Origin of the sequence: Sinomonas sp. ASV486 (assembly GCF_030908215.1) — a bacterium.
GTDB classification, from domain to species: Bacteria; Actinomycetota; Actinomycetes; order Actinomycetales; family Micrococcaceae; genus Sinomonas; species Sinomonas puerhi.
Window position 1 is genome coordinate 100,423 of record NZ_JAVFJK010000007.1, and the last position, 22,197, is coordinate 122,619.

17 protein-coding genes and 1 riboswitch are annotated in these 22,197 nt (G+C 69.7%); of the genes, 13 read left to right on the top strand and 4 right to left on the bottom strand.

Annotated features, from left to right (window positions below; all coding sequences use genetic code 11):
- The first annotated feature begins 59 nt into the window (after window positions 1-59).
- The 4 genes from RBS60_RS11670 to RBS60_RS11685 all read left to right on the top strand — a co-directional run bounded on the left by RBS60_RS11670 (window position 60) and on the right by RBS60_RS11685 (window position 4,443).
- Window positions 60-2,633, top strand: a complete 2,574-nt coding sequence (locus RBS60_RS11670) for a Tex family protein (RefSeq protein ID WP_374049276.1) — start codon at window positions 60-62, stop codon at window positions 2,631-2,633.
- A gap of 67 nt (window positions 2,634-2,700) precedes the next feature.
- A complete protein-coding gene (locus RBS60_RS11675; RefSeq protein WP_307957730.1) occupies window positions 2,701-3,342 on the top strand; it encodes a GNAT family protein in 642 nt (213 codons plus the stop codon).
- Window positions 3,335-4,078, top strand: a complete 744-nt coding sequence (locus tag RBS60_RS11680; RefSeq protein ID WP_307957731.1) for an excalibur calcium-binding domain-containing protein — start codon at window positions 3,335-3,337, stop codon at window positions 4,076-4,078. Before RBS60_RS11675 ends, RBS60_RS11680 begins: the two co-directional genes overlap by 8 nt.
- A gap of 176 nt (window positions 4,079-4,254) precedes the next feature.
- Window positions 4,255-4,443 (top strand): hypothetical protein, encoded by a 189-nt coding sequence (locus RBS60_RS11685; RefSeq protein ID WP_307957732.1) that lies wholly within the window; start codon window positions 4,255-4,257, stop codon window positions 4,441-4,443.
- Window positions 4,444-4,634: 191 nt separating this feature from the next.
- On the opposite strand, the gene RBS60_RS11690 is transcribed toward RBS60_RS11685, so the two are convergent.
- The gene (locus RBS60_RS11690) at window positions 4,635-7,142 is read right to left on the bottom strand and encodes a bifunctional YncE family protein/alkaline phosphatase family protein (RefSeq protein WP_307957733.1); all 2,508 of its coding nucleotides are present in this window, start codon (window positions 7,140-7,142) and stop codon (window positions 4,635-4,637) included.
- A gap of 121 nt (window positions 7,143-7,263) precedes the next feature.
- Between RBS60_RS11690 and RBS60_RS11695 the strand changes: the two genes are divergently transcribed.
- The gene (locus RBS60_RS11695; RefSeq protein ID WP_307957734.1) at window positions 7,264-7,620 is read left to right on the top strand and encodes a metalloregulator ArsR/SmtB family transcription factor; all 357 of its coding nucleotides are present in this window, start codon (window positions 7,264-7,266) and stop codon (window positions 7,618-7,620) included.
- Window positions 7,617-8,078: an SRPBCC family protein gene (locus RBS60_RS11700; protein WP_307957735.1), complete on the top strand. Its 462-nt coding sequence runs from the start codon at window positions 7,617-7,619 to the stop codon at window positions 8,076-8,078. The genes RBS60_RS11695 and RBS60_RS11700 overlap by 4 nt, the downstream gene beginning before the upstream one ends.
- A gap of 55 nt (window positions 8,079-8,133) precedes the next feature.
- Here RBS60_RS11700 and RBS60_RS11705 read toward each other — a convergent pair whose 3' ends face one another.
- Entirely contained in the window at window positions 8,134-9,372 is a 1,239-nt protein-coding gene (locus RBS60_RS11705) for a Dyp-type peroxidase (protein WP_307957736.1), read from the bottom strand.
- Between the two features lie 89 nt (window positions 9,373-9,461).
- Window positions 9,462-10,226 (bottom strand): EfeM/EfeO family lipoprotein, encoded by a 765-nt coding sequence (locus RBS60_RS11710; RefSeq protein WP_307957737.1) that lies wholly within the window; start codon window positions 10,224-10,226, stop codon window positions 9,462-9,464.
- Between the two features lie 222 nt (window positions 10,227-10,448).
- Window positions 10,449-10,547, top strand: a riboswitch (glycine riboswitch).
- A 153-nt stretch (window positions 10,548-10,700) separates the two neighbouring features.
- On the opposite strand from RBS60_RS11710, the gene gcvP reads away from it, so the two are divergent.
- From gcvP to RBS60_RS11745, 7 genes are all read left to right on the top strand, one after another.
- Window positions 10,701-13,616, top strand: a complete 2,916-nt coding sequence (gcvP, locus tag RBS60_RS11715; RefSeq protein WP_307957738.1) for an aminomethyl-transferring glycine dehydrogenase — start codon at window positions 10,701-10,703, stop codon at window positions 13,614-13,616.
- Window positions 13,617-13,729: 113 nt separating this feature from the next.
- Window positions 13,730-14,902: a glycine cleavage system aminomethyltransferase GcvT gene (gcvT, locus tag RBS60_RS11720; protein ID WP_307957739.1), complete on the top strand. Its 1,173-nt coding sequence runs from the start codon at window positions 13,730-13,732 to the stop codon at window positions 14,900-14,902.
- A 67-nt stretch (window positions 14,903-14,969) separates the two neighbouring features.
- Window positions 14,970-15,350 carry a glycine cleavage system protein GcvH gene (gcvH, locus tag RBS60_RS11725; protein ID WP_307957740.1) on the top strand — a complete coding sequence of 127 codons (381 nt, stop codon included), beginning with the start codon at window positions 14,970-14,972 and terminating at the stop codon, window positions 15,348-15,350.
- Window positions 15,347-16,663 (top strand): serine hydroxymethyltransferase, encoded by a 1,317-nt coding sequence (gene glyA, locus RBS60_RS11730; protein ID WP_307957741.1) that lies wholly within the window; start codon window positions 15,347-15,349, stop codon window positions 16,661-16,663. The genes gcvH and glyA overlap by 4 nt, the downstream gene beginning before the upstream one ends.
- 142 nt (window positions 16,664-16,805) lie before the next feature.
- Window positions 16,806-18,233 carry an L-serine ammonia-lyase gene (locus RBS60_RS11735; protein ID WP_307957742.1) on the top strand — a complete coding sequence of 476 codons (1,428 nt, stop codon included), beginning with the start codon at window positions 16,806-16,808 and terminating at the stop codon, window positions 18,231-18,233.
- Between the two features lie 137 nt (window positions 18,234-18,370).
- A complete protein-coding gene (locus RBS60_RS11740) occupies window positions 18,371-19,471 on the top strand; it encodes a peptidoglycan bridge formation glycyltransferase FemA/FemB family protein (protein ID WP_307957844.1) in 1,101 nt (366 codons plus the stop codon).
- A gap of 362 nt (window positions 19,472-19,833) precedes the next feature.
- Entirely contained in the window at window positions 19,834-21,273 is a 1,440-nt protein-coding gene (locus RBS60_RS11745; RefSeq protein ID WP_307957845.1) for a threonine/serine exporter family protein, read from the top strand.
- A 20-nt stretch (window positions 21,274-21,293) separates the two neighbouring features.
- Here RBS60_RS11745 and RBS60_RS11750 read toward each other — a convergent pair whose 3' ends face one another.
- Window positions 21,294-22,163, bottom strand: coding sequence for a siderophore-interacting protein (locus RBS60_RS11750; protein ID WP_307957743.1), 870 nt, complete (start codon window positions 22,161-22,163; stop codon window positions 21,294-21,296).
- Between the last annotated feature and the right edge of the window lie 34 nt (window positions 22,164-22,197).

The following is a 22,197-nucleotide window of genomic DNA, read 5'->3' on the forward strand; positions in this document are numbered from 1 at the left end:
ATCGCGAGCGACGGTCGAGCAATGTCGGTGGAGTAGGGCACAGTAGAACGGTGAGCACTGTGACGCCCCTGCCCCAACCCGCCGATCCCGGGCCTTCCCTCGCCGAACTGCCCGGCGAAGAGGAGACTGCGGCCGCGATCGCGCGCACCATAGCGGCCGAGCTCGGTGTGTCGCCGTGGCAGGTAGACGCCGCCGTCGGGCTCCTGAATGGAGGTGCCACGGTCCCGTTCATCGCCCGCTACCGCAAGGAAGTCACCGGAACGCTCGACGACGCCCAGCTGCGCGACCTCGAGGAACGCCTGCGGTACCTGCGCGAGCTCGAGGATCGACGCCGTGCGGTCCTCGCCTCGATCGCCGAGCAGGGCGCCCTCACAGTCGAGCTGCAGGCCTCGATCGCCGCCGCCGCCACAAAGTCGCAGCTCGAGGACCTGTACCTTCCGTACAAGTCCAAACGCCGCACCCGCGCCCAGATCGCGCGCGACGCCGGCCTCGAGCCGCTCGCGGACGCGCTCCTCGCGGACCCTGCCCAGGACCTCGACGCGCTGGCCGCCGCCTACCTCAACGAGGGGCTCGGCGTCGCGAGCGCGCAGGACGCGCTCGCAGGCGCCCGGGCCATCCTCACCGAACGCGCCGGGCAGGACGCCGAGCTCGTCGCCGACCTCCGCGAGCGGCTCTTCCGCGGAGGTCGGATCCATTCCGAGGCGAAGGCACCGGGGAAGAACCGAGCCCACGACTCCGGGCGTCCGGGGGCGACGGCGCGCCCGGGTGCAGCGCCGTCGCCCGCTCCCGCGGCCACGGGCGAGGGCAAGTACGCCGACTTCGAGGACTATGTCCAGCGCGTCGACGCGCTCCCGGGCCACCGAGTGCTCGCACTCCTGCGCGGAGAGCGGGAGGGCGCGATCTCCCTCGAGATCGCCGAGGCCGATCCCCGGGACGACGCCGCGCTGGCAGAGGCCCGTGCTGGCTACGAGGCGGCCGTTGCCCATGCGCTCGGCGTCCGCGGCGGCTCCGGCACCCCGGCCGGGAAATGGCTTGCACAGACCGTCAAGGTCGCTTGGCAGGGCCGGCTCCTGGCCAAGCTCGAATCGGATCTCCGGTCCCGGCTGTTCGATGCGGCCGAGGAGGAGTCCGTCAAGGTCTTCGCGGCCAACCTCCGCGACGTCCTCCTCGCAGCCCCAGCGGGCAACCGCGCGGTGCTCGGGCTCGACCCAGGCCTGCGGACGGGGGTGAAGGTTGCCGTCGTCGACGGGACCGGCAAGGTGGTGGACACGGCGACGATCTATCCCCACGCCCCGGCCAAGAAGTGGACCGAGGCGCTCGCGGTGCTCGAGAAGCTGTGCCGCGAGCACGGCGTCGAACTCGTGGCCGTGGGCAACGGAACCGCGAGCCGGGAGACAGACCGCCTCGCGGGCGAGCTGCTGACCCGGCTCGGGATGCCCCGCAGCGCCAAGGTCATCGTGTCCGAGGCCGGCGCTTCCGTGTACTCCGCCTCCGCGCTGGCCTCGGCAGAACTGCCCGAGCTCGATGTGTCCCTCCGCGGGGCCGTGTCCATCGGCCGGCGGCTACAGGACCCCCTCGCAGAGCTTGTCAAGATCGACCCCAAGTCGATCGGCGTCGGCCAGTACCAGCACGACGTCACGCAGGCGAAGCTCGAGCGGACCCTCGACGCGGTGGTCGAGGACTGCGTCAACGCAGTCGGCGTGGACGTCAACACCGCCTCGCCCGCGCTCCTCGCGAGGGTTGCCGGACTCGGCCCGACGCTGAGCCGAAACATCGTGGAATACCGGGATGCGAACGGCATGTTCCCCTCCCGCGCCGCGCTCAAGAAGGTCCCGCGGCTGGGCGAGAAGGCATTCGAGCAGTGCGCCGGATTCCTGCGGATCACGGGCGGCAAACAGCCGCTCGACGCATCGGCCGTGCACCCCGAGGCGTACGGACTGGCTGCCCGCATCCTCGAGGCGGCTGGCGGGTCCAAGGAGCGCGTCGCAACGCTGGACCCGGCGCAGTTCGCGGACGAGCGGTTCGGCATACCCACCGTGAGGGATGTCATGGCCGAGCTCGTCCGGCCAGGCCGGGATCCCCGGCCCGAATTCGTCACGGCTTCCCTCAAGGAAGGCGTCGAGAGCATCAACGACGTCAAGCCGGGCATGATCCTCGAGGGAACGGTCTCCAACGTTGCCGCCTTCGGAGCGTTCGTTGACCTCGGCGTGCACCAGGACGGACTCGTTCATGTCTCCGCCATGAGCTCGAGGTTCATCTCGGACCCGCGGGAGGTGGTGCAGTCGGGGCAGATCGTGAAGGTCAAGGTCTTGGAGGTTGACGTCGCCCGCAAACGCATCTCCCTGACCCTCCGGCTCGACGACGAGGTCGGTGCCGAGCGTGGCGTGGGCAAGCCCGCGCGCGGAGGCGAGGAGCGGCGTCGTGCGTCCGAGGGAGCGGGACCAACCAAGCCGGACGATCAGCGCAAGCCAGGGGACCAGCGCGGGGCACGGCGCTCGAACGGCGGCGCGTCCCGGATTGGTGACGGCGGCGCACCACGGCAGGGTAGTGGAGGCAAGCCCGGCGGGCAGGGCCAGCCGGCGGCGGACACCGCGCTCGCGGACGCGCTCCGCCGGGCGGGGCTTGCCCGCTGACGGGCCGGCAAGGTCAGGAGGGGAGAGCGTTCGCCTGCCGTTTCCGGAGGGCTTGTATGGTGGGGCGGTGACCGACCCTGTGCTCCTTACCGGCTCCCGCGTGATCCTGCGGGACTGGACGCCCCGCGACATCGAGGCGTTGCGTCACTGGATCGTCCCGCCCCCGACCGGCATGCACGACTGGCAGCTCTACGACGGCCCCTACTACTCCCGCTGGACGGCCGAGGGCGCGGACGGATGGTGCGCCTCGCTCGCGAAGCGCGCGCACGACGGCGACTGGCCGGCCGTGCGCGAGCACCTCGCCATTGCGGACGCGGCCTCGGGCGAGTTCATCGGTCAGGTCTCCTGGTACTGGCACGAGCGGCCGAGTGCGGGGTCAGAGGACGGCACCGCTCTCCTGCCGTGGCGGCGCCTCGGGCTCGCCATCTACGACCCCGCCCACTGGTCCGGCGGCTATGGCACCGAGGCCCTGACCTTGTGGACCGGCTACCTGTTCGGGGCCACGGACAGTGACCGGCTCGACTTCGCCACCTGGAGCGGCAATGAGGGCATGTGCCGCATCGGGGTGAAGCTTGGGTTCACCGAGGAGGCCCGGTTCAGGAAGGCCCGCAAGGTGCGGGGCGAGCTCTTCGACGACGTGGTCTTCGGCGTGCTGCGCGAGGAGTGGGAGGCCCGCGGAGTAGAAAGGATGGGCAACAGTGTTGGCTGACGAGCTTGGTTTGGTGACCGAGGAACTGCCAGTCGTCGAGGCTACGAGCGCTACACCGGCCGCGGGTGGTTCAGTGGGAGCGGAGGCGCCGCGACGGCCGCGGGCAGCTGGCCCCCGGGTCAAGCCGACGGTGTGGGTGGTCTCGGCCTCAGCCGTTGCCCTCGTCTGCGTGGGGATCGCCCTTGCACCCGTGGCTGTGATTGTCGCCGCGGCGATCGTGCTCGGGACAGCCCTGTTCTGGAAGTCGCACGCCCAACGGTCGGTTGGCGCCACGTTCGTCCCGACGGCCGCGATCTGGAGTGCCCTGATCGCGATCCTGCTCGCCGTCGGCGCCGTCTCGTTCCAGGCCTTCGCCGGGACGTGGAACTCGGCGCTCGCCGGTACTGCCGTGGGCAGCCGGTTGCCGTCGGGCTCGTCCGCAACGCAGGGATCCGTCCCTTCGCCGTCGTCCTCCGCAACCGCGACCGGACTGACCACCGCGACCGCGCTCAACCCTCCCACGAGCGTTGCGACCCCTAGCCCGTCGGTCCCAGCAGTTCCCGTCGGGGTGGCGCCCCCGGCCCCGACGCCCGCGGCCGTCGCGCCCGTCCCGGCAGCCACGCCCCAGCCCACTCCGAGCTACCGGAACTGCAAAGCCGTGCACGCAGCGGGCATCGCATCGCTCTTGCCCGGCGACCCCGGCTACAGCACCAGGCTGGACGTGAACAACAACGGTGTGGCCTGCGCCGGCGACTGACATCCGCCGCACGGCACGTCTGCGCAGCACTGCACGTCCGGGGCCCGGTGCTGGACGCCCGCTGACCACGTGGCCAGGATCACAGATGAACACTCGGATCTGCGATCATTTCGAGGATTTGGCGCGTCAGAATTGACGTGGGTCCCAACTGGGTGGGGCCTAGAGTGAGTGGAGCCATGTTCGAGTTCAACCTTCAGACCGCCGTTTTCTTCGGCACCGTCGCCCTCGGGGCGCTGCTATTCGTGACCGGCGTCGTGGCCTTCGTCGGCACGGCAGTGATGCTGGGTGCGTTCCGCGCCCTCAAGCGTTCCACGGAGGCGTTGCGGGGGCGGCTTCACCACGACCAGTCCCGGATAGCAGGCTGAGCTGCCCGCATAGGTCCGTCATCGAGAGGAGGGGCCCCCCACCCCCCCGCGCGGGGCCCCGCCCACCGGGGGGGTGAGGGGTGGGGCCCGGGCCGGGCCGGGGGGGGGGTGCCGTGCCCGCTTGGGCGCCTCCGGTCTTGGGGGGCCCCGCCCCCCCCCGGCGCGGCGCCCCTCCATCGTTCGATAGCAGGTTAGCGGCCGTCGCCGTCCGGGTCGGAGGCGGTCGGCGGGGTGCCGGAGCCGATCACGTTGTGCTGCGGCTCGGGCATGGTTGAGTCAGCACCCTTGACTGATTTCCAGATTGCCTCGTTGAAGGTTCGCTCGTTGATCTGGTCCTCCTTCGTCAGGTCCTGGGCGGACGACTGCGCGGCGAGCGGGGCCGTGGCCGCGTTGAGCGTGCCCATGAGGTAGCTCGGCTTGATCGCGGTGTACGCCTCCATCCGGGGCTGTCCGGTGAATGAGGCGTTCATCGGCGTCGCGTAGGCGTCGAACTGGGTCAGCGGCTTGAAGCCGGCGATGAGACCGATGGTGCGGATCATCGACGCGGTCGAGTAGAACGTCGAGTCGACCTTGCCCGTCTGGGTGTACGGGCTGATGGCCAGTGCGAGGGTGCGGTGGGCGTCGACGTGGTCGGCGCCGTTCTGGGCGTCGTCCTCCGTCACGAAGATCGCGGTGTCCTTCCACATCTCGGAGTGCGAGACCGCGTCCACGAGCCGTCCGAGCGCGTAGTCGTTGTCCGCGACGTAGGCCTGCGGCGTCGGGGCGCCGACCCTTGTGCCCTGGGTGTGGTCGTTCGGCAGGCGCACGAACTGGACCGCGGGAACGGTGCCGGCCTTGGCGCGGGCGCCGAAATCGTTGATCCATTCGTCGATGCGCGGCGTCGTGCAGGTCGGCTTGGCGATCGCGACTGTCCCGGACGAATCGGGGCAGTTCATGTCGTAGCCACGGTAGGCATGGTCCGTCTGGGCGTTGAGCACGGGGTCGGCCGCGACGGCACCGCCCGCGGTGTTGCTGACGAAGAACCCGTAGTTGCGGAAGCTCACGCCGGCCTTGTCGAGGCGCTGCCACACGTAGGCTTCGCTGGGATTCTGCGACGCGATCTCCGGGGTGTTGTTCTCAGATGGGTACACGCGGGATCGGCCGGAGTAGTTCTGCGGCCACATCTGCTCGGCGTACGGGTTCGAGTTGGCCTGCGTGACCCAGTTCCAGCCGTTCGCGCTGACCTCGGCGTCGGCGTAGAAGTTGTCGATCGTGGTGAACTGCCTCGCAAGCGCACGGGTGTTCGGGGCGGAATCGTCGCCAAACAGGTTCAGGCTGGCCTCGCCGTTGCCCTTCCCGAGGTTGCCGAGCACCTGATCGTACGTGCGGTTCTCCTTGACTACGTAGATCACGTGCTTGATCGGGGTCTCACCGCCGGGCTGGGCGGGCACCACGGCGCCGACGCCGGCCTTGGAGGGCCGGTTGTTGTTCTTGACCTGCTCGGTGGCCTTCTGAAGCTGGCCGCCGTCGGGGACCTCATAGCTTGACAGAGTGCCCTTGATCATCGATCCCGAGTACTGGTTCTCGGCGGGGAAGCCCGGGACGGTGGGATCCGGGTGGCCCGCGCCATCGTTGGGCCCGGCCCCAAGGCCCTTCGCGTTGGTCACGAGGAGCGTGCCATCGCGAAACGCGAGCGAGGACGGGTACCACGCGCTCGGGATCACGCCCGTGACCCTGTGGTCGCCGAGGCTGATCACCGCGACGTCGTTATTGCCCGAGTTCGCCACGAACAGGCGACCGTCCTTCTCGTCGAGGGCAAGGCCTGTGGGGTTCGTGCCGACGGGCGCATCCTGGGACGGGGCAAGGCTGATGCTCCTCGCCGTCCCGCTCGCGGTGTCGATCGCGCTCACTGTGTCGTCGTCGGCGTTCGCGACGAAGAGGGTCGCGCCGTCCGCGGTGAGCGCGGCCTTGTTCGGGTGCAGGCCCGCAGTGAGCGTGCGCACGACGGCGGGCTGAGCGCCGGAGACGTCCACCACGCTGACGCTCGACTCGCCCTGATTGGTCACGTAGGCGGTCTTCCCGTCCGAGGACAGCACGACGCCGACCGGCCGGTTCCCGGCCGCAGCCGTGTGGACCGCGCCGCTCGCCGCGTCGACAACCGAGACCGCGTTGCCGAGCTGGTCTGCCACCACGATCCGCTTCCCGTCTGGCGTTACTGCAAGCCCCGCCGGGTAGAGGGTGAGTGGTTTGCCGTCGGGGGTTGTGGTCGGGAGGGCGAGGGGCGCGCCCTCGGTCAGCTTTCCGCCCGCATACGTGTAGGTGCGGATCTTGGAGTTCGCCGCGGCGCTCGCGTACGCCTTCGTGCCATCCGGGCTCCAGGCGAGGCCCACGTAGACCGATTCGGGGGACTTGTACGGAAGCGTCTGCTCAACCTCATGATCGCCGACGTCCACGAGTTGGATCGACTGCGTCCCCTGGCCGTTGTTCGTCACGAGGAGGTGCTTGCCGTCGGGGGAGAGTGCCGAGTTGAGGGGGAGGTCCCCGAGCACGGTCTGGGTGCCCCACGGGGTCACGCGCTGTCCAGCCGGAGTGATGGCGGTGCCGTCTGTCGAGGGGCCCGCGACGAGCGGGCCTACAGCTACAGCAATGCCCCCGCCGGCAAGAGCGAGGGCGGTGGTGGCGACGATGGTTCTTCGCGTGGTCTTTGAGAGTCTCGTCATGGGCGTGAGGGTACTCCGGAGCCTGTTAACCGAGAGCCATCTTCAGGTGACGATCAGGTGCACAGATGCTTGGAGTCAGCTGGGAGTTGACAGGATCATCCAGATACAGATACTTAAGCATGTGATTAAGTATTCGGACGGTGAGGTGGACGGGCTCGACGCCGCGTTCCATGCGCTGTCCGATCCGCGCCGCAGGGCGATCGTGACCCGCCTCTGCGAAGGGCCCGCCTCCGTGAGTGCCCTCGCCGCCCCGCTCGGGGTGAGCCTCCCCGCCGTCGTCCAGCATCTCGCCGTCCTCGAGGGAGCTGGCCTCATCACGACGGCGAAGTCCGGCCGGGTGCGCACGTGCACCCTCGCGCCGGACGCCCTCCGTGCGGCCGAGTCCTGGCTGCACGCGCGGCGCCTGCGGCAGGAGCGCGCCGTCGACCGCCTCGAGGCCTTCCTCGAGGCGACCTCCCACCCGAAGGAATCATCATGAGCCAGCAGCTCCAGTCCACCTTCACCGTCACGCGCACGCTCGCAGCACCGCCTGAGCGCGTCTTCGCAGCCTTCTCCGATCTGGAGGAGAAGATGCAGTGGTTCGTCGGCCCCTCCGACTGGATCCAGAAGGACCCATCCATGGACTTCCGCCCTGGTGGGTCCGAGGTCAACATCGGAGGGCCCGACGAAGAGCACCTGAGCGAGTTCCACTGCCACTACTACGACATCGTCGAGAACGAGCGGATTGTCTACACCTACGAGATGTCCTTCGCGGGCGCGAAGCTCTCCGTCTCGCTCGCGACCATCGAGCTCGCCCCCGCGGGCGACGGCACGCTGCTGACGCTCACTGAGCACGGCGTCTACCTCGACGGCCACGAGGACCCGGCCCTGCGCGAGGAGGGCACGCGGGGCCTCGTCGATCAGCTCGCGGCCTACCTCGAGCGCGTCCGCGCCTGACACACGGACGCCGCCGCCCGGTTGCCGAACGTTCGGTTTGCCCCGGCGGCGTCCGTCAAGCGAAGAGGCCTTCACCGAGGAAGCCGTCCTGCTTTGGCACCCCCGGCACCACGAAGAAGTACCCGCCGCCGAATGGCTCGATGTAGTCGGTCATCGGCTCGTCGGCGAGTCGGGTCTGGGTCGCCTCGAACTGCTCCTGGATGTTCTGTTGGAAGCACGTGAAGATGAGCCCGGCCTGCAGGTTGCCATTCATATCCACGCCCAGGTCGTAGTTGTAGCCCCGGCGGAGCATGCGCGAACCCGCGGTCTCCTTGGTCCGCGGGTTCGCGAGGCGGATGTGGGCGTCAAGGGGGATGGTCTTGCCGTCCGGGTCAGAGGCATAGTCGGGCGTGTCCGTCTCGGCCGACTGGCCAAGGGGTGCGCCGTTCCCGCGGTGGCGCCCGATCATGCCGTCCTGCTCGCCGAGGCCCACCCGGTCCCAGAACTCGACGAGCATGCGGATCATCCTCACGACCATGAACGTGCCGCCCTCGGCCCACGCCGGCTGGCCCGGGCCACTGCCGAGCCACACGAGCTCTTCGCTTTCGGCGGGGTTGACGATCCCGTCCTTGTACCCGAACAGGTTTCTGGGCGCGCCGCCGGGCCGGGGCCGGTTGTGGAAACCGTTGATCTTCCACTGAAGCTGGAGCTGTCCCCGAGTGGCCTTCATGATGTCGCGCAGCGCGTAATGGACCATGTCAGACGACTCGGCGCACAGCTGGAGGATGAGGTCGCCGCCGGTCCACTCGGCCTCGATCTGGTCCTTCGGGAAGACCTTCATGTCGGTGAGGCCGTTCGGCTTCTTCGCGGCGAGACCGTATGCAGGATTGTCGAAGAGGCTGCTTGCGAGGCCGAGCGTCATGGTGAAGCCGGCGGCGGGCACGTCCTCGCCCATGACCCCGGAGTTCACGGGCGGAGCGCCGTCGACGCCGCTCTGCTCCACCGCAGGAAGCGCCGCCGAAGACTTGTGGCCGGCTCCGAGGACGGTCCCCTTGACGGTCAGCCTCTTCAGTAGCGCCTCGAGCTCGGCTGCGTCCCGGCACAGGACCCTGAAGGCGGCAAAGCACGCGGCCTGTTGCTGTGGCGCGGGACGGTAGACGCCGGCCTGGTTCGTGCCGAGGAATTCGACGACGTCGGTGCCCTCCGCGGGGGCCGCAGGGACCTGTCCGGCGGCCGCGTTGGCGGCGGCTCCGATAAGGCCGCCGGCGGCCACGCCTGAGGCGCCGATGAGGAAGGTGCGTCGCTCGATCTGCATGGGGATGAGGCTTTCGGATCGGCGGCTCGGAGCCGCGGGTTCGGAAGAGGGGGCTGCGTCGGGAAGGCCGGGGGCTTCGGGGTCTGCCGTCAGTCGGTGGAGAAGAGCGCCGGAACGAGGGCGAGCGACTCGAGGGCCCTGCCCATCGCGGCGTTGACTTGCTGCCTCTGGGGAAGGGGAACGCTGGGAAAGGGGGTCCACACGCCATCGGCACGGGTCGCGTCGATGGCGGACGAGAGGGCGGCGAGTTCGCCGTCAAGCTTTGCGGGGAAGCCCCGCTTGAGGTTCTCGAGGAGTCCTCGGATCAGGTCGAGTACCTCCTTGGTGGCGTCGACGTCGGCGCGCGTCAGGGCGAGGGCGAGGCCCGAGCCCTGGTCGCCGCGGCCCGAAAGGTGGTCACGCTGGGCGTCCTCGAGGATTTCGTGGGCGCGCAGGGGCATGTCCGCTGGATCGACGGCGGCCTCGGGCAGCTTGGCCTCGAGGGCGGCGAGGTCAGAGAGAAGCTCGTCGACCACGGGCACGAGCTCGCCGGCGCCCTGGCCGTGCCACAGGCCGTATTCGATCCGGCGCAGGCCTTTGAAGCCGGGATCCGCGGCACCCTGCTGGAGTCCCCGCGATCCCGGCGCGATCGCCCCACCGAGCTCACCGAAGCTGCCGTAGGCGGCGCCGACGCGCTGCCACGCCTGCTGGGCGGCGAGCCACTCCGTGCGCGCCGTGTCGGCCGCCCCGTTGCCGATCGCGGCACGCATTGAGGTGGCATGATCGCGCAACTCTGAGAGGCGGTCGGCGGCGTAGCTGTGGTAGGCGGCAACGGCGTCCGCCATCGTCTCGGGCGCGGCGGGTGCGGGCATCATGGTCCTCGGAAGTGGGTCGGGCAGCCAGGCTGAAGGCGAAGCAAGGTGAGCCTAAGCTAACCACAATTAGGACGCAAGAACGTTGCGTAATGGACGGCGAGACGGGCTGTTTGCTCTGTGACGTCGCGCACGGCACAATAGGAACGTCCCGTTCTGCCCGTGAAGCCGGTGCTCGCACCCTTCGCACTGGCGGGCGGACACCAGACAACTGAATACAGCCTTTGATCTGCGGCGGGAGAGTCCTGCGAGCATGAGCAAGCGGGCGCCGTAGGAGCAACACCTCCCCAGGAATCTCTCAGGCACCTGTACCGCCGCGGAAAGGCAACTCTGGAAAGCGACGTCCCCCATGGACGTTCACCGACGGTGCAAGCCGGATTCGTCCGGCGGAATCTCTCAGGTCCGATACAGAGCGGGGAGGAACTGGAGTCAAAAGCCGGCCCTCCGTGGCTGGCCTGATTGATGGAGTTCCCCGTGATGGACCTTTCCCCCGCAGCGTTCGTCGACCGGCACATCGGTGCTCGGCGCGATGCTGACATCAAGCACATGCTCAACGCCGTCGGCTTCGACAGCGTGGACGCCCTCGCGGCGACGGCGGTGCCCGACGACATCAAGCAGGACGCACCGCTCGAGCTCGGCAAGGCACTCAGCGAGCCTGAGGCACTTGCGGCCCTGCGTGCCCTCGCGGCGAAGAACAAGCCCCGCGTGCAGATGATCGGCCAGGGCTACTACGACACCGTCACGCCGCCGGTGATCCGCAGGAACGTCGTCGAGGATCCCGCCTGGTACACGGCGTACACCCCGTACCAGCCCGAGATCTCCCAGGGCCGCCTCGAGGCCCTCCTGAACTTCCAGACCGCTGTCGAGGACCTCACGGGCCTCGCGATCGCCAACGCGTCCCTGCTGGACGAGGCCACCGCGGTCGTGGAGGCCGTGCTGCTCATGCGCCGTGCGAACAAGGACAAGGCCGTCACCAAGGCACCGGGCGGCGGCAAGACCGTGCTCGACGCGGACCTCTTCCCGCAGTCGATCGCTGTCGTCAAGGGCCGCGCGGCGGCGCTCGGCTTCGAGGTCGAGATCGCGGACCTGAGCCAGGGCCTGCCCGAGGGGCCGATCAACGGCGTCGTGATCCAGCAGCCCGGCGCCTCGGGCCTCGTCGCCGACGCGACGGCGCTCATCGCGGAGGCCAAGCAGCGCGGCGCGATGGTCACGATCGCGGCCGACCTCCTCGCGCTCACCCTCATCAAGTCCCCGGGCGAGCAGGGCGCGGACATCGCCGTCGGATCGGCCCAGCGCTTCGGCGTCCCGCTCTTCTACGGCGGCCCCCACGCGGCCTTCATGTCCGTCCACAAGGGCCTCGAGCGCCAGCTCCCGGGGCGCCTCGTGGGCGTTTCGAAGGACGACGCCGGCCTCCCGGCCTACCGCCTGGCCCTCCAGACCCGCGAGCAGCACATCCGCCGCGAGAAGGCCACGTCCAACATCTGCACCGCGCAGGCCCTCCTCGCGATCGTCGCCTCGATGTACGCCGTGTACCACGGCCCCGAGGGGCTCAAGGCGATCGCCCAGGGCGCGCATGCCCGCGCGCGCTCGCTCGCAGCGGCCCTCTCGGGCGCCGGGGTCGAGATCGCCCACACGAGCTTCTTCGACACCGTCACGGCCCGCGTCCCCGGGCGCGCCGCGGCGCTCGTCGGGAAGGCCGAGAAGCAGGGCATCAACCTGCGCCTCGTCGACGCCGACACCGTCGGTATCTCATGCGACGAGACCACGACGGCGGACCACGTCGCCACGGTTGCCGGCGTCTTCGGCGCTGGCGCTGCGGGTGACGGCACCGACGGCACGGATGCCGCCACCGGCTTTGCGATCGAGGCCGCGGCGGTGCGCACGAGCACGTACCTGACCCACCCCGTCTTCCACACGTACCGCTCCGAGACCCAGATGCTGCGCTACCTCCGCAAGCTCTCGGACCGCGACCTCGCCCTCGACCGGACGATGATCCCGCTCGGCTCGTGCACCATGAAGCTCAACGCGACGGTCGAGATGGAGGCCATGACCTGGCCCGAGTTCGCAGGCATCCACCCGTTCGCGCCGGACACCCAGACCGAGGGCTGGCGGGAACTCATCGCGGGCCTCGAGGCTGACCTCGCCGCGATCACGGGCTACGACCAGGTCTCGCTCCAGCCGAACGCAGGCTCCCAGGGCGAGCTCGCGGGCCTCCTCGCGATCCGCGGCTACCACCAGTCCCGTGGGGAGGGCCAGCGCACCGTGTGCCTGATCCCCGCCTCGGCCCACGGCACCAACGCGGCGTCGGCCGTGCTCGCCGGCATGAAGGTGGTCGTCGTCGCCACCGCGGCCGATGGCACGATCGACCATGGCGACCTCGAGGCCAAGATCGAGGCGAACCGCGAGGACCTCGCCGCGATCATGATCACCTACCCGTCCACGCACGGCGTCTACGACGCCGACGTGCGCGAGGTCTGCGACGCCGTCCACGCGGCCGGCGGCCAGGTCTACATCGACGGCGCGAACATGAACGCCCTCGTCGGCCTCGCCCAGCCGGGCAAGTTCGGCGGCGACGTCTCCCACCTGAACCTGCACAAGACGTTCTGCATCCCGCACGGCGGCGGCGGCCCCGGCGTCGGCCCGGTCGCGGCCCGCGCGCACCTCGCACCGTTCATGCCGGGCGATGCCGCGGTCTGGCAGGGCGCTGCAGATGAGCACGACGTGCCTGTCTCGGCCTCGCGCTTCGGCTCCGCCGGCGTCCTGCCGATCTCGTGGGCCTACGTCAAGCTCATGGGCGGCGACGGCCTGACCGAGGCTACGAAGTCCGCACTCCTTGCGGCGAACTACATCGCCAAGCGCCTCGACTCCTCCTTCCCGGTCCTCTACACGGGCGAGGGCGGTCTCGTGGCCCACGAGTGCATCCTCGACCTGCGTGAGCTCACTGCCAAGACGGGCGTGACCGCGGAGGACGTCGCGAAGCGCCTCATCGACTACGGCTTCCACGCCCCGACGCTCGCCTTCCCGGTGCCCGGCACTCTCATGGTCGAGCCCACCGAGTCCGAGGACCTCGTCGAGATCGACCGTTTCATCGACGCGATGATCTCGATCCGCGCGGAGATCGACCAGGTCGCCCACGGCGACTTCGACGTCAAGGACTCGCCGCTGCGCCTTGCCCCGCACACGGCCGCCGCGGTCGTCTCGAGCGAGTGGGACCGCGCGTACACCCGCGAGGTGGCCGCGTTCCCGGGCAAGGCCGCGCATGCGACCAAGACACAGGACAAGTACTTCGCCCCGGTCGGCCGCATTGACGGCGCCGGCGGCGACAGGAACCTGATCTGCGCGTGTCCTCCGCTCGAAGCATTCGAGGAGAGCACGGCAGCGTTCCAGGACTGACCGCCCGCGCTGGTTGAGCGGAGTCGAAACCCGACTTCGACGGGGGTTTCGACTCCGCCTCTCCGCCTCGACCTCGCTCGACGACCATCGCTGGACCCCTTAGGAGACTTCCCATGACTGAAACGACCACAGGTCAGAACACCGATGAGAAGCGCACCGCACTCTACGACGAGCACGCGGCCCTCGGCGCTTCCTTCACCGACTTCGGCGGGTGGCAGATGCCGCTCAAGTACGGCTCGGAGCTCGCAGAGCACCGCGCCGTCCGCGAGTCGGCCGGCCTCTTCGACCTCTCCCACATGGGCGAGGTCTGGGCCACCGGCCCGAACGCGGCCGCCTTCCTCGACTACGCGCTCGTGGGCAAGCTGTCCGCGATCGCCGTCGGCAAGGCCAAGTACTCGCTCATCTGCGCCGAGGACGGAGGGATCATCGACGACCTCATCGTCTACCGCGTCGCCGAGCAGGACTTCCTCGTCGTGCCGAATGCGGGCAACGCGGCGACCGTCGCGGCGGAACTCGAGGCGCGCCGTCGTGCCTTCGGTGCTGGCGCCGAACCCGAGGGCATTGCGCTGCGCGATGCCTCCGCCGAGACGTCGCTCATCGCAGTACAGGGCCCCAACGCCGAGGCGATCCTCCTCTCCGTGGCCGGCTCGGAGGACCACGAGGACATCCGCACGCTCAAGTACTACGCGGCCATCGAGGCGGATATCGCGGGCGTGCCGGTCCTGCTGGCCCGCACGGGCTACACGGGCGAGGACGGCTTCGAGCTGTTCGTCGGCAACGAGCTCGCTGCCCAGCTGTGGAAGGCGCTCGAGACCGCTGGCGAGGGCCACGGTCTGGTTCCGTGCGGCCTCGCCTCTCGCGACTCGCTGCGCCTCGAGGCGGGCATGCCGCTCTACGGCAACGAGCTCTCGCGCGAGCGCTCGCCGTTCGCGGCGGGCCTCGGGGGCGTCGTCGCGCTCAAGAGCAAGGAGGGCGACTTCGTGGGCCGCGCCGCGCTGGCGGCGAAGAAGGACGACGGCGAGGGCACCACGAGCGGGCAGCGTCTCGTGGGTCTTCGCGGCCTCGGGCGACGCGCCGCGCGCTCGCACTACGCGGTCATGAAGGACGGCGTGCAGGTCGGTGAGATCACCTCCGGCCAGCCGAGCCCGACCCTCGGCTACCCGGTGGCGCTCGCGTACGTCGACATCGCACACTCTGCCGTGGGCACGAAGCTCGACGCCGATCTGCGCGGCAAGGCCGAGCCGTTCGAGGTCATCGAGCTGCCGTTCTACAAGCGCCAGAAGTAGCTTTCTCACTGATTTCCCAGCCATTGTGCTGTTCTCCCCGTTCGACGAAGAAGAGGATCCACATTCCATGAGCAAGGTCCAGACCGGTCTCCGGTACTCCGAAGAGCACGAGTGGCTCGACATCACTGCTGCGCCCGCCAAGATCGGCGTCTCCCAGGTCGCCGCCGATGCGCTCGGCGACGTCGTCTACCTCGACCTGCCCGAGGCCGGCAGCACCGTCACCGCCGGCGAGACCTGCGGCGAGATCGAGTCGACCAAGAGCGTCTCCGACCTCTACTCACCCGTCTCCGGCACGGTGGCCGAGGTCAACCAGGACGCTATCGACAACCCGGCCCTCGTCAACGAGGACCCCTACGGCGCCGGCTGGCTCTTCACGGTCGAGGTCTCCGAGGAAGGCCCGCTCATGACCGCCGAGGAGTACGCCTCCAAGAATGGTGGCGAGCTGTGAGCGCCGCGACCGCCCAGTTCCAGCAGGTCCACTCGGCTTCGCTCGACGCCAACCTGGCCGATCTCGACCCCGAGATCGCCGCATCGATCGACGCCGAGGCCGCCCGCCAGCGCGGTGGCCTCGAGATGATCGCGTCGGAGAACCACACGGCCGTCGCCGTCATGCAGGCGCAGGGCTCGGTCCTGACGAACAAGTACGCCGAGGGCTACCCGGGCAAGCGCTACTACGGCGGCTGCGAGCATGTGGACGTCGTCGAGCAGCTCGCGATCGACCGCGTCAAGGCGCTCTTCGGTGCCGAGTTCGCGAACGTCCAGCCGCACTCCGGTGCGCAGGCTAACGCTTCCGTCATGCACGCGCTGATCAAGCCGGGTGACACGGTCATGGGCCTGAACCTCGCCCACGGCGGCCACCTAACGCACGGCATGAAGATCAACTTCTCCGGCAAGCTCTACAACATCGTTCCCTACCAGGTCCGCGAGGACGACCACCGGATCGACATGGCCGAGGTCGAGCGCCTCGCCCAGGAGCACAGGCCGCAGCTCATCGTGGCCGGCTGGTCTGCGTACGCGCGCCAGCTCGACTTCGCCGAGTTCCGCCGCATCGCCGACGCCGTGGGCGCGTACCTCATGGTGGACATGGCCCACTTCGCCGGCCTCGTGGCCGCGGGCCTGCACCCGTCGCCCGTGCCCCACGCCCACGTCACGACGTCTACCACGCACAAGACCCTGGCGGGCCCGCGCGGCGGTATCATCCTGACCAACGACGCGGCCATCGCGAAGAAGATCAACTCGGCCGTGTTCCCGGGCCAGCAGGGCGGCCCGCTCGAGCACGTCATCGCGGGCAAGGCCGTCGCGTTCAAGATCGCCGGCTCGCCGGAGTTCAAGGAGCGCATGGAGCGCGTGCTCGCGGGCGCGAAGATCCTCGCCGAGCGACTCACGGCCGAGGACGTCAAGGCCGCCGGCATCGGCGTCGTCTCCGGGGGGACCGACGTGCACCTGGTCCTCGTGGACCTGCGCGACGCGGCGCTCGACGGCCAGCAGGCCGAGGACCGTCTCGCGGCGATCGACATCACCGTGAACCGCAACGCGGTCCCGTTCGACCCGCGTCCGCCGATGGTCACGTCCGGCCTGCGCATCGGCACCCCGGCGCTCGCGACGCGCGGCTTCGGCGAGGCCGCCTTCCGCGAGGTGGCGGACATCATCGCCGAGGCGCTCATCGCCGGGCCCGACGAGGACCTCGCTCCCCTCAAGGCAAGGGTCGACGCACTCGCGGCGGCCCACCCGCTCTACCCGGGAGTGGCTGACCTCAGCTGATCTCGTTGTGGGGTCTCTGGCGCCCGGTTGCGGGGTCTCTGGCACGCCAGAGACCCGCAAGGTCCCGCCAGAGACCCCGCAAGGTCCCGCCAGAGACCCCGCAACGGCGGGTCAGTACAGCTTCAGGAAAGGAACCAAGGCCATGGCCGTCGGCGTCTTTGAACTGTTTTCCGTGGGCATCGGCCCTTCCAGCTCCCACACGGTGGGGCCCATGCGCGCGGGCGCGGTGTTCGCCCGCGAACTGCGCGATCAGGGTCTCCTCGAAAGCGTCACGTCGTTGCGCGTCGACCTGTACGGGTCCCTCGCGGCAACCGGCCACGGCCACGGCACCTTCACGGCCGTGCTCCTGGGCCTCGAGGGCTTCGAGCCCGAGGCGATCCTCCCCGAGCAGGTCGAGGAACGCCTGGCCACGATCGCCGAGACCGGCACGCTGACCCTCGCCGGGTCGGTCGAGCTTCCCTACTCGGTCGAGGAGATGGTGCTCCACCCGCTCACTGTGCTGCCAAGGCACACGAACGGCATGAAGTTCCAAGTGTTCGGTGATGCAGGCGCCGACGGGTCCCTGGATCCTGACGGCGTGACCGTTCTGCACGAGGCCACCTTCTACTCCGTGGGCGGCGGCTTCATTGTCCGCGACGGCGAGGAGGATTCGGCCCGCAAGGAGCTCGAGGAGTCCAAGAAGGAGCTCCCGTTCCCGTTCCGCACGGCGGCAGAGCTCCTCGGCCGCTGCTCATCCAAGGGCCTGTCCATCAGCGACATCATGCTCGTCAACGAGAAGGCCTCGCGCCCCGAGGCCGAGATCCGCGAGGGGCTGCTGCACATCTGGTCCGTCATGGAGGACTGCGTCGAGTCCAGCCTCAAGCGCGAGGGAATCCTGCCCGGCGGACTCAAGGTGCGCCGTCGTGCGCCCGACTGGCACGAGCGGCTTCTCAAGGAGGACAAGGACCGCGACCCAATGTACTGGCAGGAGTGGGTCAACCTCATCGCGCTCGCCGTGAACGAGGAGAACGCGTCCGGAGGGCGTGTCGTGACCGCCCCGACCAACGGCGCTGCGGGCATCATCCCGGCAGTCTTGTACTACGCGCTCAACTACGCCCCCGGGATGGAGAACGCGACCCAGGAGGACAAGGACGACGTCGTCGTGAAGTTCCTCCTCGCCGCCGGTGCCGTCGGCGTGCTGTACAAGGAGCAGGCCTCCATCTCCGGCGCCGAGGTGGGCTGCCAGGGGGAGGTCGGGTCGGCGTCGTCCATGGCCGCGGCGGGCCTCGCCGAGGTCATGGGCGGCTCGCCCGCCCAGGTCGAGAACGCCGCCGAGATCGCGATGGAGCACAACCTCGGCCTCACGTGCGATCCCATCGGCGGGCTCGTGCAGGTCCCGTGCATCGAGCGCAACGCGATCGCCGCCGCGAAGGCGATCAACGCCGCCAAGATGGCCCTGTGGGGCGATGGCACGCACCGCGTCTCGCTTGACGAGGTGATCGTGACCATGCGCGAGACCGGCAGGGACATGAGCCACAAGTACAAGGAGACCGCGATGGGGGGCCTCGCCGTCAACGTCGTGGAGTGCTGAGAGCGGCGGTCGCGGCGTCACCGCGGCGCCGCGCCGTCAGGTCCACTGACTAGACTGGGCGACGGCCAACGTTGCCATGCCGGCAGCACCTCCAGGGAAGGAAACCAGCCTTCGTGACCAGTTCCAGCGTCCAGACCGTGACCCGCTTCCAAGCGCGTTTCGCCACCACAGACGAGATCGGGCACTGGGACAAGCACGTCACCGCGAACCCCAACGGCGGCAACCTGCTGCAGTCGGAGGCCTTCGCGGCGGTCAAGCGGAACTTCGGCTGGGAGGTCCGGTACCTCGTACTTGAGCCGGGCGGGGCCGCATCAGGGGATACCGCACAGGCGAGCTACAACCTGGTCCTCGAGAAGTCCTTCCCGCTCCTGGGCCGCTTCTGGTACCTCATCAAGGGCCCGGACGTCGCCGACGTCACCGAGGTGCCCGCGGCCCTCGAGGCGATCAAGGGCCTCGTGGTTCGGGAGCGGCTGGGCGTGTTCGCCGTCAAGGTGGAGCCGGACATCATCGATTCCGAGGAGGCCCGCGGCGTCCTCGGCGCTGCCGGGTTTGTGAAGGTTCCGAACCTCCAGCCCAACGATTCGACCGCGATCCTGGACATCGCCCCCGAGCCCAGGCTCGTGCTCAAGAGCCTCCACTCCCGCGGCCGCAACGCCGTGCGCCGCGCCGAGCGCGAGGGCGTGGAGGTGGTCGAGGCGGAGCCAACGCTCGCCAACTACCGCACGATGCACGCCCTCATGACGGGCACGCTCAACGCCAAGTCCAACACGGGCGCCCGGGTGCGCGGATTCGAGTACTACCGGCAGTTCTGGACCGAGTTCACGTCCCGCGGGCAGGGTCGGCTCTACTTCGTCTACGAGAACGGCCGGCCGTCCGTGGGTGCGTTCGTGATCAACTACGGGCGCAAGGGCACGTACAAGGACGGGGGTTCGCTCCAGAAGCGCGCCCAGTACGGCGACTCGCACCTCATCCAGTGGACCGCGATCAACCACATGAAGGATCTCGGCTGCATCGAGTACGACTTCTGCGGCACCCCGCCGGCGGACCGGCTGAAAGACACCTCGCACCCGTTCCATGGACTGGGCCTGTTCAAGACGTCGTTCACCAAGACGGTCACGGACTTCGTGGGCTGCTGGGACTACGTGATCGACCCGCTGCGCTACAGGGCGTGGACCACGGCTGGCGAGCGCGTTGCCCGCCAGCTCTACACCCGCCGCACCGGCCAGCAGTTCTACTGATCCAGAGCCCGGCGATGGCCGAGTCGGAGCACACATCGGAACCGGCGCCAGGAGGCGTGCCGGACGCGGACGGGTACGACCCGCACGGGGACATCCCCGCCGGCGCGATCCCGCAGATCACCCCCGTCGCCTTCACGGACGCGCCAGCCGTTCCCCCTGGCCCGGCACCGGGCAGGGCGGCCGGGGGCACCCCCGGTGCAGGCACGCGCACGACGGCGGGCGGCCCGGCGCCGTCGTCCGCCTCGCCTTCCGCCGGGGTGCCGTCGGCAGACTCCGGCACGGCGCGCACGGCCCCACCCACGGCACCCACGGCCACGCCCGCAGCCCCGACCGCGGTACCGGAGCCCGCCCAGGGCTCCGCGGTGCCGACGACCCAGCCCATCACAGCGTCCCAGATCCGCGCCAACGCGGCCGCCAAGCGCGTCCTGGCAAGGCTCATCCGCGGCGAAAACCCACCCACGGCACCCATGAGCATCGTGGACCGGCTCGCCGGAAGCCCGTACGCGAATCCCACCATCCCTGCCGCGCCGGACGAGTCGGTGCGGCGCACACTCGACTTCGCGCTCGAGCTCGCGGAGACGATGTTCCGCTATGGTGCTGGCGCGCTCGAGGTCGAGACGTCGATGATCGCGGTGACCACGGCCCTCGGGCTGCGCCACGTCGATGTGGACATCACCAACCAGTCGGTCACGATCAACTACGCACCCAAGGAGGGCACGCCGAGCTCGCTCCTGCGCGTCGTGCGGTCGTGGACGTCGAACTACGCCGGCCTCGTGCTCGTGCACCAGCTGGTCACCGAGATCGCCGCGGGCGGCGTCGGCCTCAACGAGGCGTCCCGGCGGCTCCAGGGCATCTCGCGGCGGGCCAAGCCGTTCCCCAAATGGGCCGTGACGGCCGCGTTCGGCGTGTTCGCAGCCGTCTTCGTGGGCGTGCTCGGGGGAGGGCAGCTGGCCTCCCTCATCGCCTTCGGCTCGAACCTGCTCGTTTCCCTCGTGGCGCGCGTGTTCGGCACGTGGCGTGTCCCGGACTTCTTCACCACGCTGGCCAGCTCGTTCCTCGTGACGATGATCGCGCTGCTCCTGTTCGCCGCGCAGCTCACCATCGCGCCCGCGATCGTCGTGGTGGGCGGGATCCTCCTGCTCCTGCCGACCGCAAGGCTCGTCTCCGCCACCCAGGATGCGATCAACGGCTTCCCGGTCACGGCCGCAGGCCGATACCTCTCGGCGTTCCTGACGTTCGCGGCACTCGTGGCCGGCATCTCCGTCGCCACCGCGGCGGGCGAGATGCTCGGGATCGAGCGCATCGACGTGACCGAGACCTTCCCGCCCGCCTACCCCTATGTGGTCGAGGTGCTCCTCATCGGCGCGGCGGTGGCCGCGATCGCCGTCACCGAGCAGACGTCGCGGCGGCTCGTCCTCCCGACGGCGGCGGTCGGCGTGGCGGGGTATCTGGCACTGACCGGGGCAGGGCTCATCGGTGTGGGCGACCGGCTCGCACCGGCGGTGAGCGCGGTGGTCATGGGGTTCCTCGCCCGGATTGTCGCGCTGCGGATGGGCGCGCCGCAGCTCGTCGTCGCGGTGCCTGCGGCGCTCATCCTGCTGCCCGGTCTGACGATCTTCCGGTCCATGTACATCGTGACGGTCGACGCCGCGCAGATTGCCGGGGGCGCCGGGGGCATGCTCACGGCGATGGCCACGATCCTCGGCGCCGCGGCCGGGATCGTTCTCGGCGACAACCTCGCGCGCCCGTTCACGCGCAGCGCGACGTTCCTCGAACGACGCCGCCGGGCCCGGCGGCGCTGACCGCTCGCCCCGGGAAGGGGCTAGATCTGGCCGACCGGGAGCTTCTTCTCGGCCTGGAACTGGTCCTCGGCGCGGCCGTGCGCCCAGTAGCCGGAAAGTGAGAGCTTCTCGCGGGGCACGCCGCGGGCCTTGAACACGGCCCTGAGCTCCTTCATCGCGCCGCGCTCGCCGTGGGCGAAGACGTTGGGCGTTCCCGGGAGCCACTCCGCCTCGGACACGGCCTCGGCAAGGATGACCGTCTCGCCAGCAGGGTCGCCGTCGCGGGACAGCCACTGCACGTCGATGCCGACCGGCACGGTGAGGTCGAGGACATCGGTGCCCGAGCCGACCTCAAGGAACGCGATGCCGCGGGCTTGCGCCGGGAGGGCATCGATCGCCGCAGCGATGGCGGGGAGCGCGGACTCGTCGCCCGCGAACAGGTACCACTCGGCGTCGGAGGCGGGGGAGTAGGCGCCACCCGGCCCGCTGCACACGAGCCTGTCGCCCGGCTTCGCCGCGGCAGCCCAGGGCCCGGCGAGCCCCTCGTCGCCGTGCACCACGAAGTCGAGGGTGAGCTCCCGGGCCTCGGCGTCGAACGAGCGGACGGTGTAGGTGCGGGTCACGGGCCACTGCTCGCGCGGCAGCTGCTCCTTGAGGGCCACGAGGTCGACGGGCCCGTCGGGCCAAGCTCCGCCGGGAAGCTCGGTGGGGAAGGAGATCTTGACGTACTTGTCGGTGAATCCGTTGTCCTCGAACGCGTCGAATCCGGCGCCCCCCACGACCACCCGCACCATGTGCGCTCCGAGCTGTTCGGTGCGGACCACCACTAGATCGAGCGTCGGGCGGGGCTTCTTGGCCGGTCGCGGGGACGGGGTGGGAGCATCCGGGGCGCTCCCGGCGGGCGACGTCATGCGCCCCAGACTATCGGGTCGGGGCGCGGTTTCG

Excerpts from the sequence above, each read along its gene's own strand:
- RBS60_RS11685 (WP_307957732.1), top strand. The coding sequence starts at position 4,255 with ATGTTCGAGTTCAACCTTCAGACCGCCGTTTTCTTCGGCACCGTCGCC.
- RBS60_RS11690 (WP_307957733.1), bottom strand. The coding sequence starts at position 7,142 with ATGACGAGACTCTCAAAGACCACGCGAAGAACCATCGTCGCCACCACC.
- RBS60_RS11700 (WP_307957735.1), top strand. The coding sequence starts at position 7,617 with ATGAGCCAGCAGCTCCAGTCCACCTTCACCGTCACGCGCACGCTCGCA.
- RBS60_RS11705 (WP_307957736.1), bottom strand. The coding sequence starts at position 9,372 with ATGCAGATCGAGCGACGCACCTTCCTCATCGGCGCCTCAGGCGTGGCC.
- RBS60_RS11710 (WP_307957737.1), bottom strand. The coding sequence starts at position 10,226 with ATGATGCCCGCACCCGCCGCGCCCGAGACGATGGCGGACGCCGTTGCC.
- gcvP (WP_307957738.1), top strand. The coding sequence starts at position 10,701 with ATGGACCTTTCCCCCGCAGCGTTCGTCGACCGGCACATCGGTGCTCGG.
- gcvT (WP_307957739.1), top strand. The coding sequence starts at position 13,730 with ATGACTGAAACGACCACAGGTCAGAACACCGATGAGAAGCGCACCGCA.
- gcvH (WP_307957740.1), top strand. The coding sequence starts at position 14,970 with ATGAGCAAGGTCCAGACCGGTCTCCGGTACTCCGAAGAGCACGAGTGG.
- RBS60_RS11735 (WP_307957742.1), top strand. The coding sequence starts at position 16,806 with ATGGCCGTCGGCGTCTTTGAACTGTTTTCCGTGGGCATCGGCCCTTCC.
- RBS60_RS11750 (WP_307957743.1), bottom strand. The coding sequence starts at position 22,163 with ATGACGTCGCCCGCCGGGAGCGCCCCGGATGCTCCCACCCCGTCCCCG.